10 protein-coding genes are annotated in these 10,234 nt (G+C 33.8%); 5 read left to right on the top strand and 5 right to left on the bottom strand.

Annotated elements, in window-relative coordinates:
* Positions 1 to 168 precede the first annotated feature (168 nt).
* From EMN46_RS17675 to EMN46_RS17685, 3 genes are read left to right on the top strand one after another with little or no spacing between them, the layout of a single operon-like run.
* Positions 169 to 1,335, top strand: a complete 1,167-nt coding sequence (locus tag EMN46_RS17675) for a 1-acyl-sn-glycerol-3-phosphate acyltransferase (RefSeq protein ID WP_154202229.1) — start codon at positions 169 to 171, stop codon at positions 1,333 to 1,335.
* Between the two features lie 35 nt (positions 1,336 to 1,370).
* A complete protein-coding gene (locus EMN46_RS17680) occupies positions 1,371 to 1,574 on the top strand; it encodes a hypothetical protein (RefSeq protein ID WP_154202231.1) in 204 nt (67 codons plus the stop codon).
* A gap of 33 nt (positions 1,575 to 1,607) precedes the next feature.
* Entirely contained in the window at positions 1,608 to 1,895 is a 288-nt protein-coding gene (locus EMN46_RS17685) for a hypothetical protein (RefSeq protein WP_154202232.1), read from the top strand.
* Between the two features lie 137 nt (positions 1,896 to 2,032).
* Here the strand turns inward: EMN46_RS17685 and aspS are convergent, their stop codons facing one another.
* The gene (aspS, locus tag EMN46_RS17690; RefSeq protein ID WP_154202235.1) at positions 2,033 to 3,793 is read right to left on the bottom strand and encodes an aspartate--tRNA ligase; all 1,761 of its coding nucleotides are present in this window, start codon (positions 3,791 to 3,793) and stop codon (positions 2,033 to 2,035) included.
* Between the two features lie 173 nt (positions 3,794 to 3,966).
* Between aspS and EMN46_RS17695 the strand changes: the two genes are divergently transcribed.
* Together EMN46_RS17695 and deoD are read left to right on the top strand one after the other, a co-directional pair.
* Positions 3,967 to 4,419 carry a nucleoside deaminase gene (locus EMN46_RS17695; protein ID WP_154202236.1) on the top strand — a complete coding sequence of 151 codons (453 nt, stop codon included), beginning with the start codon at positions 3,967 to 3,969 and terminating at the stop codon, positions 4,417 to 4,419.
* Positions 4,420 to 4,701: 282 nt separating this feature from the next.
* A complete protein-coding gene (gene deoD, locus EMN46_RS17700) occupies positions 4,702 to 5,418 on the top strand; it encodes a purine-nucleoside phosphorylase (RefSeq protein ID WP_154202238.1) in 717 nt (238 codons plus the stop codon).
* A 324-nt stretch (positions 5,419 to 5,742) separates the two neighbouring features.
* Here deoD and EMN46_RS17705 read toward each other — a convergent pair whose 3' ends face one another.
* The 4 genes from EMN46_RS17705 to EMN46_RS19650 all read right to left on the bottom strand — a co-directional run.
* Complete coding sequence (locus EMN46_RS17705; protein WP_154202240.1) at positions 5,743 to 6,501, bottom strand: LytTR family DNA-binding domain-containing protein; 759 nt, start codon at positions 6,499 to 6,501, stop codon at positions 5,743 to 5,745.
* Positions 6,502 to 6,503: 2 nt separating this feature from the next.
* Positions 6,504 to 7,451, bottom strand: a complete 948-nt coding sequence (locus EMN46_RS17710) for a sensor histidine kinase (RefSeq protein WP_195715309.1) — start codon at positions 7,449 to 7,451, stop codon at positions 6,504 to 6,506.
* Between the two features lie 82 nt (positions 7,452 to 7,533).
* Positions 7,534 to 8,166 carry a M48 family metallopeptidase gene (locus EMN46_RS17715; protein ID WP_154202243.1) on the bottom strand — a complete coding sequence of 211 codons (633 nt, stop codon included), beginning with the start codon at positions 8,164 to 8,166 and terminating at the stop codon, positions 7,534 to 7,536.
* A gap of 765 nt (positions 8,167 to 8,931) precedes the next feature.
* The coding region (locus tag EMN46_RS19650) for a TonB-dependent siderophore receptor (protein ID WP_195715310.1) at positions 8,932 to 10,234 on the bottom strand (1,303 nt) is incomplete at its 5' end.

A 10,234-nucleotide genomic window follows, 5' to 3' on the forward strand; every position in this document is an offset into this window, starting at 1 on the left:
TCTAAACTCGCAAAATACTTGAAAGCAGTTGCTAAATGAAAATTTTAGTAGCTGCTTTTATACTTTATGTTACATGTAAATAAATGGTTTTGCTTAGGTGTCACTATTTAGAAAATCCATTTAATTTACTTATTTTTGTAGTTCCTTACAACCAATTCGACTTGATACATGATTTCTGAATCAGAATATGATGATATACGTCCTTTTAGCGACTCCGAAGTACCGGAAGTAATAGAACGTTTAATTAAGAATGACGACTTTTCAAAATTTGCTTTGCAATTGTTTCCCGATTTATCTCGAGAAAAAATTGAAGGTATCTTGTCGCAAGTAAAAACTATCGACGATTTTCAGTCGACGTTTATTGTTCCTTTGGCGAATAATATTATTAAAAACACGACTAAAGGCATTAGTATTGAAGGTCTTGATAGATTGAATCCTAACGAGAGTTATCTATTTATATCAGACCATAGAGATATTATTCTCGATTCTGCTCTTCTAAATATCCTTTTATATCAAAACGGTTTTTCTACAACAGAAATCGCAATTGGATCTAATCTTTTGATGAAACCATGGATTAGTGATTTGGTAAAGCTTAATAAAAGCTTTGTTGTAAAAAGGAATGCTTCTGTTCGTGATTTATTAGTGAATTCAAATCAACTTTCTTCTTACATCGAACATGCAATTACGCAAAAGAAATCTTCTGTTTGGATTGCTCAACGTGAGGGAAGAACAAAGGATGGCGACGATAGAACTCAGCAAAGTTTGTTGAAAATGTTGCAAATGAGTGGTAATCAGACTTTTTCGGAGCATTTTAAAGCTCTAAAAATTGTTCCTGTTGCTATTTCGTATGAGTACGAACCTTGCGATGGTTTAAAGTCTCGAGAGCGGTATTTGAAAGAAACCGTTGAAAATTATAAGAAGACGCCAAAGGACGATTTGTTGAGTATGCTTAAAGGCTTAATTAACGAAAAAGGTCGTGTTCATTTCAAATTGGGTAAGCCAATTTTAGAGATGATTGATGTGATTAAAGAAATGGATGATAGTCGTGATAAATTTAAAGCTTTAGCTGATTTTATAGACTATAAGATTCACAAAAACTTCAAGCTTTGGCCTGATAATTATATCGCTTTTGATATTTTGAACAATACAGATGAATATCGAGACAAATATACAGATGAAGAAAAAGAACTGTTCTTGAAACATAGGGACAAAAAATTGGGAACTGTAGAAGGTGATATGGAAAGACTTAAAGATTTTTTCATTGAGATATATGCAAACCCAGTTAAAAATCAAATGGCACTTAAAAAGCCTGATTTTATGTTAGAGGACGACTAGTTTATGTTTGATTACTAATGTCAATATTGATAAGGATGAAACTAATTAAATTTCTCTTGGTACTGTCTACCTTCTTAATTATGGTAGCAATTGTTTTTAATCTTTTATATTCTACAGGAGAATCTGGAGATAAAACAGGTATTTATATTGAAGTGGTTGTGATGTTTGTTTTAACACTAACCATGGTTCTTGTAAATAATTTAGAAAAGAAAATTAAGGATTCGGAGCAAAATAGATAAAGCTCTATTCTTTTATCAAGTAATAGAATTGAAATGATAAAGTTTAAACGACATATAAAGGTTGATGGTGAAGTCTTTGAAACCTGGATGGGATTAGAAATTAAGAAAAAAAATGGAAGACCTAATGTTGGTGTTTATTACTATACAGATGATCCCGATTTAGAAACAAGTGAGCATAACTTGATTAAAGCTAATTTTCAAAGTAAGGAAGAAGCTGTAAAGTATGGTTGTTTATTTATGCGTGGTATGTATAAAGATATGATTAAACGTGAAAAAGGTCTTACAGATAACAAAGAAGAAGAAACTGATATAGACTGGTAGTCTATTATGAAAATATTTCAAAGACCATTGAACTTGTTTCGATGGTCTTTTTGTTGCTATAAACTCAACTCAAATCATTTTAAAAAAAAAGGCTATCTCCTGAGAGATAGCCTTCGTAATATATATGAGTTTGAGATTTATTTTTTCTCAATAGCTTTCAAAGCTAAGCTTAATTCATCCAATTGTGCAACAGAGACTTTTGATGGAGAATCTATCATCACATCGCGTCCCGAGTTATTTTTAGGGAAAGCAATCACGTCACGAATAGATTCGATACCTGCAAATAATGATGCTAAACGGTCAAATCCGAAAGCAATTCCACCATGAGGAGGTGCACCAAATTTGAATGCATTCATTAGGAAGCCAAATTGATCTTGAGCTTCTTCATCGGTGAAGCCTAAGTGTTTAAACATTTCAGCTTGTAAGTCTGTATCATGAATACGAATAGAACCGCCACCAATCTCAATACCATTTATAACCAAATCGTATGCATTAGCACGAACCGCTCCAGGATCAGTATCCAATAAGTGAATATCTTCTTTCTTAGGAGATGTAAATGGATGGTGCATTGCGTGAAAACGATTATTTGTTTCATCCCACTCCAATAGAGGAAAATCTACAACCCAAAGAGGAGAGAATTTCTTATTGTCTTTAAGTCCAAGTTGAGATCCCATTTCAAGACGTAACTCAGAAAGTTGAGGAAGTGTTTTGTTACGTTCTCCAACAAGAACTAAGATTAAGTCACCTGGTTTTGCATTACAAGCTTCGGCCCATTTTTGTAAGTCTTCAGCAGCGTAAAATTTATCTACAGATGATTTGAAAGAACCATCTTCGTTATATTTAACGTAAACTAACCCTTTAGCACCAATTTGTGCTTTCTTCACAAAGTCAGTTAATTTATCTAATTGTTTACGTGTATAAGTTGCGCAACCTGTTGCACATATTGCACCAATATATTCAGCTTCATCAAATAATTTGAAATCATTTCCTTTAGCAACAACGCTTAGGTCAACAATTTTCATTTCGAAACGTGTGTCAGGCTTATCGTTACCATAATAAGTCATGGCATCAGCATAATCCAACTTTGGAAAATCGAAGTTAAATTCAATATCTTTCAATTTCTTGAAAAGATGTTTCGTTAAGCTCTCGAAGATATTTAGAATATCATCTTGACCTACAAATGACATCTCGCAATCAATCTGAGTAAACTCAGGCTGACGGTCAGCACGAAGGTCTTCGTCGCGGAAACATTTAACAATTTGGTAATAACGGTCGAAACCAGAGATCATCAACAATTGTTTGAATACCTGAGGCGACTGAGGTAAAGCATAAAATTCACCTGGATTCATACGCGATGGTACAACAAAGTCACGAGCTCCTTCAGGAGTAGACTTAATAAGTACTGGTGTTTCAGTCTCGATAAATTCTAATTTGTCAAGAAAATTACGAATCTCGATACCCATTTTATGACGCAAAATAAGGTTCTCACGAACACAGTTACGACGTAAGTCAAGGTAACGGTATTTCATTCTTAGTTCGTCTCCACCATCTGTTTTATCTTCGATAGTAAATGGAGGTGTAATCGATTTACTCAATACTTCAATTTTCTCAGCAATAACCTCAATGTCACCTGTAGACATTTTTGAGTTTTTACTTAGACGTTCATGAATTGTTCCTGTAATTGCAACAACAAATTCACGACCTAATTTTCTAGCCTGAGCACATAGCTCTGGATTGGTTTCCATATCGAAAACAAACTGAGTAATACCATAACGATCACGAAGATCGACAAAAGTCATTCCTCCAAGGTTACGAGCTTTTTGTACCCAACCGCTGAGGGTTACAGTTTCTTTTACATTCTGAATTCTTAATTCACCACAAGTATGAGTTCTATACATCTTATTCCTATTTTATTAACTTTGCGAAATTACTAAGTTTTTGTGAATTAGAATAGTTTTTTTTTGAATTAGGTTAAGTTTTGTATTTAATCTAGATTCAAGTTAAACTTGTTGCTTAGTTTTTGACTTTTAGATGTTAACTTTTATCAATAATATTTTTTATTTTTACTCTTATGGAGGAAGCAATTAATCCATTTTCGGATGAATATTTTATGAGACAAGCTTTGGAAGAAGCCCATAAAGCCTTTGATGAAGGCGAAATTCCTGTGGGAGCTATTGTGGTATCTAATAATAGGATTATTGCAAGAGCTCATAATTTAACGGAACGATTGAACGATGTGACTGCCCATGCCGAGATGCAGGCTATTACTGCTGCTGCCAATTATCTAGGTGGAAAATATTTAAAAGATTGTTCGCTTTATGTGACACTTGAGCCATGTAGTATGTGTGCTGGAGCTTTGGCTTGGTCTCAAATTAGTCGAGTTGTTTATGGTGCTAGTGATTCGAAAAGAGGTTTTACAGCATTTTCACCTTCTCCATTGCATCCAAGAACAGAGCTTGTAACTGGTATTCTAGAAATGGAGAGTGCTAATTTAGTGAAGCTTTTTTTTGCTAAAAAAAGGTAAAATGATTGTTTTACTGTTCCTAATTTTGAAACATCAAACAAAAGCCCTAATTTAGTCGCTTGAAAATCTGAAATGAGTAAACAAGGGTTTATTAGGGGTAATTTAACCTTTTTACCTATTTAAGATTACTACAATTCCAACCATTTATATCATCCATCTCTCTTTGTTGAAAGTGTTTAAAATCTTTTATAGATTTGTGTAAGCTTGCGCAATGTATTTTAGGATAAATTGTTTTAAGGCTTTATCTTTTTTTGAATATGAAACATTAATAAAATAAATACTATGAGTGCACACAACAATGCCAAAATGGGCGATATTGCAGAAACTGTCCTTTTACCTGGAGATCCATTAAGAGCAAAATATATTGCAGATAACTTCTTGGAAGATGTTGTTTGTTATAATGAAGTGAGAAATATGTTGGGTTTCACAGGAACCTATAAAGGTAAACGTGTTTCTATACAAGGAACAGGTATGGGGATTCCTTCAATAGGTATTTATACTCACGAATTAATTACTCAGTATGGTGTGAAAAATGTAATTCGTATTGGTACTTGTGGTTCTTTTAATCACGATGTGAAAGTATTCGATGTTATTCTTGCAATGACTTCTTGTACTGATTCAGCAATTAATAAAAACCTTTTTAAAGGGATGGATTATGCTCCATGTGCTGATTTTGGATTGTTGAGCGATGCATATCAGGTAGCTAAAGAACAAGGTTCTCACATTAAAGTTGGATCAACCCTAACGTCTGATATCTTTTATCATGACCTAGAAAACAATCCAGAACCATTTAAAATTTGGGCTGACTATGGTGTACTTGCTGTAGAGATGGAAGCCACTGCTTTATATACAATTGCAGCTCGTCATAAGGCTAAAGCATTAGCTATTTTGACAGTTAGCGATCATATTTTAACAGGAGAAGAGACAACCGCTGAAGAGCGCCAAACATCATTGACTACAATGATTACAATTGGTTTGGAAACTGCAATCAAGCAATAATTTAGATCAGATTAGATTGCATTTTTAAAGGAGAAGCTTTGGGGAGTTTCTCCTTTTTTTGTGTCCAAACATTGTCTTTGAGCTTAAGTGCTTGCTATTTTGTGTTCCATTTTGCTGGAATTGGAGTTTATATTTTAATATAAATTTTATTTTTTGTTCTTTCTCGGGCTTAAAGTCCATCTTAATTTAGCCCGAAGGCAAAGCCTCGGGAAAAGTTGTGGATTATATCATACGCACTGAAATGGCAGGTTAAATGCAAACGTTAATTTCTTCCCACTTTAAATTCTACTTCTGAATTATTCTTATAGATTTGAATTTGACATTTTAACCTAACCAAATTTTAAATTCTTTAACTCTTTCTCGACTCACAATAATTTCATCTTCCTGATAGGTATTCATTTTAATTTTCAGACGGCTGTTAGAGTAGGCTATAATATCCTTTATCGAATCGATATGGATATAATATTTCCGACTGACTCTGAAGAAGACAAGAGGATTGAGTAATTCTGCCAATTGTTCTAGTGAGTTATCTATAGGATAGCTTCGACCTGTTTTTGTATAAATAAAACTGGCTTTATTCTCAGAGTAAAAACATTCCACATCCTCGGTTTTGATACTTCGGATATGTTGCCCCACTTTTACCGTAAACCGTTCCTTATAACTATTTTGATATGATGCTAACAGTTGCTGAATCTGCTTCATTGGTATGGATGCTTGCTGTTTTTCTTCTGTTGGCTTAAGATGGATGTATTTTTTTATTGCGTTTTGTAGTTCATCCTTATCGATGGGTTTAAGTAGATAGTCAATACTGTTGAGCTTGAATGCCTTTAATGCATATTGATCGTATGCAGTTGTAAAAATAATGCTCGATGTGATTTTTATATCTTCGAATATCTCAAAACTCAAGCCATCGGAAAGTTGAATATCCAGAAAGATTAATTCGGGCTGTTTATTTTCACTAAACCATTCTTTGGCTTTGGCTACCGAGTGGAGTGTTTTTACAACCACGATACCTTCAACGTTCAGCATACGCTCTAACCTACGAGCTGCAGGTTTTTCATCTTCTACTATAACTACATTCATCATTATAAATTGGGAATAAGAGGAAGTTTAACACAAAATTGTTCTGGCGTTTCATCTATAATCACATCGGCATTGGTGAAATATTTATAGCGAGCTTTAATATTTTCTAAACCTAGATTGTGTGAAGGTTGCCGAATGCTTTTTTTATTAATGTTATTACTGATTACTAAATAATCGTCCTGTGTTTTTATGCTGATAAAAATTGGTTGTTCATCCGAAATAATATTGTGCTTAAAAATGTTCTCAAGTAAAATTTGAAAGGCCAATGGGATGATTAAATCCTTCATTCTGCTGGCATCAATTTCACTGCTAAAATTCACGCCCTCTTCGAATCGAATCTTCTGAAGAAAGACATATTGCTCTGCAAAATCTAACTCCTCTTCTATACTTACCAGTTCTTTATCTTTCTGATCGAGAACATAACGGTAGATATACGATAATCGATTAATAAATTTATGTGCTGTCGCAGGATTTTCATCTACCAAAGAAGAAAGTACGTTTAAGCTATTAAATAAAAAATGAGGATCGACCTGATTTTTTAAGGCTTCGTATTGCGAGGCAATATTCTGATTTTCGAGTAAGGCTTTTTGTGTTAAAGCAACTTTTAATGCCTGCATAGAACCCTTTGCATGAAAAAAGGCCGAAATACCTAATGATAATACAATGTAGAAAAGGTGCATCCACAAATATTGACCCTTAAAAAAATGTTCAAAAGGAAGATTTTGAAGTTTCACTAACAAATAATAATCAATAAGTAGAATAACTGTTACAACATAAACAACAGTGATAATTATTCCCCACACAAGGCGTTTCTTTCCCTGTGATTGCCAGTTGAATTTATAATCTAACAATGTTGAAATAACACTAGAACCCATAGCTAGACCAAAGCAATACATGCTCGAAATAATTATTGCAGAATAGAATATATCCCAATTTAATCTATTGACCATTATTAGAAGTGTTATTACGATTGATATGAGAGTCAATCGTAAAGACAATCTTAGATCTTTTTTTAATTTACTTTTTAATTCGCTAGTCTGCATTTTGTGCTTTCAGTAATAGGTTAGCTCTTTCTTTTCCCCAATTTGGATAAAAGGCTGAAGGTGCTTTAAAGTTATCAAACTTTTTTAATGATGCTTTTATCATCTCATAAAAGGATTCTGTATCGTTCCCGAAATATTTTGCCGAGTTAATTTGATATTCGGCTAATAAATAAAGTGGACGTGGGTTATTTTCGTCTAATTCTATCGCTTTACGATAATCCTCAATAATAACTGCCGATAATCTTTGTCCGTTGTTCATAGGGTCTAAAGTGACCCAAGCCGTATTGATGAGTCCTTGCAAGCAGAAAAGTTCTGAGTTATTACGAGATATTTTATTTGCCTTATCGAGAGATTCTTGAGCCTGTTTAAGTAAGGCTGGAGCATGCTCTTTTTCTTTTCTCGATAGGACCTGTGTTGCCGATATCAATCCAATATAATAATTGGGAAGCCAATTTTCTTTCTCGTTGGCAGCAATACGCTCGAATAAAGCTATAGCCTTCATAGGTTTTTGTTTGCCCCACAATTGCAAGGCCTCACTCATTCCTTTTTCATATTTACTTTGTGCCGAACTGATTAAAATCTGGCTACATAGAAGCAGAAGTATTAGTGCAATTTTTTTCATGATATTCTTTTTTTAGTTTGTGATAGTAAAATTGTTGAATACAAGAGGGAGTTCAAAAAGAGATTGACCCAATTGTCGATTTATACGGCTGAACTGTATATGTGGTCTTCATATTGATTGGATAAGACATTTAGATTTTGGCTCTAAGTCGATTTAGGTGGGTAATATGTCTTTATTAATCTTTTTTTTATGATTTAGCAATTGGGCTTTCCGCCCAAACCCGACATCATTTCTTGTCTTGAAACAAGAAACGAAGCAAAGAAATTCAAGGCTACTTTTTAAATATTTTTCTTATTTTCCTCAGTCTTAAGTGCGACTAGGTGATTTTCGAACAAGTTCTCAACTTCCCAGTCTTTCTAAATCCTTCGTTAAACATAAATTATTTAAAAAAATGCCAGCTCTTAAGACGCTCAAAAAAAACATTCCTTTCATTTCAACACTAGAGTTAACTGTATCTTTATCAAAATCATAGATGATTGCAATAAAAACGTTTAGGACGTTATTGCTTTTTTAACTTTCTTTTTAAATAGTCCCGAATATGGCTGAATTTGATTAACCATATGGGAAGAGGGGGTATTATCAAATCGATAATAATTTAAGAAGTAGATTAATTTTATTTAGTTCATCCTTTTCAGGGATGATAACTAACATGATTACCATCGCATTCTTCAAGTGTGGTTATTTAAATTTAATCACTTCGTAATATATAATAGCTTCCTACTGTATTCGACATAGAGCTTTAATTCTCTTGTAGACCTAACTATTTTACAGATTATTCAATTGATTTTTCTTTTTGTTTTTACTGAGGGTGATAAATAAACCAGCAAAGAAGAATCGTTTGGTATCTGGTTTTATGGCCTGTCTTTCGAATTGGCCTGTAGCGTTTGGTTTGCTGCTGTAGTCGTAGTTATAAATGGCATTCTGTCCCAGTACATTTGTTGCTGAGCAGTGAAAAATGCACTGTTTCGATATCAGCCACGACCAACTAAGACTCAAATTACTGTAGTGCTTAGTTTTTTCAGCCATAAATGCTGTCTCGTTGGGATCATTGTAGGCTCTGCCACTGGCAAATTTGTAATTGAAACCCACTTGCGATCGCAAAGCCGCTATCCAGTATTTACCCACCACCGATAGGTTGTGTTTGTTGCTGAAATTTACCTTTGCTAGTTTGGGATAATCATTGTAATTCCTTTCGGTATCCAGATAGGAATAGGATATCCAGTATTGTAGATTTTTAAAGGTTTTGTCATCTTTCCAAAAAATATCTAAACCTTTAGCATATCCATAACCTGTGTTGTTGTAATTTATCGATCTATTTTTATCCACGGCCTCATATTTAATCAGTCGAGAATATTTTTTATAATACAATTCTGTTCTCAGCAGGCGCTTGTTTTTGGTGTACTGATAATTGAAAAGATATTGTTGGCTTTTTTCTTCCTTCAGATGTTCTTGCTTTATTAAAGTTGTATTGTTGGGCAATTGATAAAATTCTCCAAAAGCGAATGATAATTGACTGTGCAGACTCGTTTTTTGTGCGATGGATAAGCGGGGAGCAAGTTGAAGTTTTTTGTTATAATCACTATACTCAGCTCGAATACCCGTAGTTAGTACGGTGTTTTTAGAGAAATAAATATTGCTTTCGGCAAAAGTGGCTGCCAGCTGATTGCTTTGTGTTTTATCTTGTTTCCAATCTGGGTTTTTTAGGCTGACTTGTGTTTGAATATCTGTTAAGAAATAATCTGCACCCATGCTGATATTGATGCTTTCAGAAGGTATATATTTAAGCTTAAGCTTTAATTGCGCATTGTTCTCTTTTGTTCCCAATCTGATTAAATCGACCTTTTCTTTTTTGTCATTCGTTGCAAAACTGGTACCTGTTGTTAATAGCAACTTATCGCTTAGCATGCCTTTGTAAGAACTATTGATGTATAAGTCCATCTCCTTGGTTTTGTAGCTTATTTTTTCAGGAGAGTCTATGGTTTTCTGCTGTAGCTGAAAGTTGGTGTAATCGTAGCCCGTGTATAATTTAAACAAACCTTTTTCAAATTGATGACGGTAAACTGCTTCA

It is taken from the genome of Ancylomarina sp. 16SWW S1-10-2, from assembly GCF_009669305.1.
Taxonomy (GTDB): Bacteria; Bacteroidota; Bacteroidia; order Bacteroidales; family Marinifilaceae; genus Ancylomarina.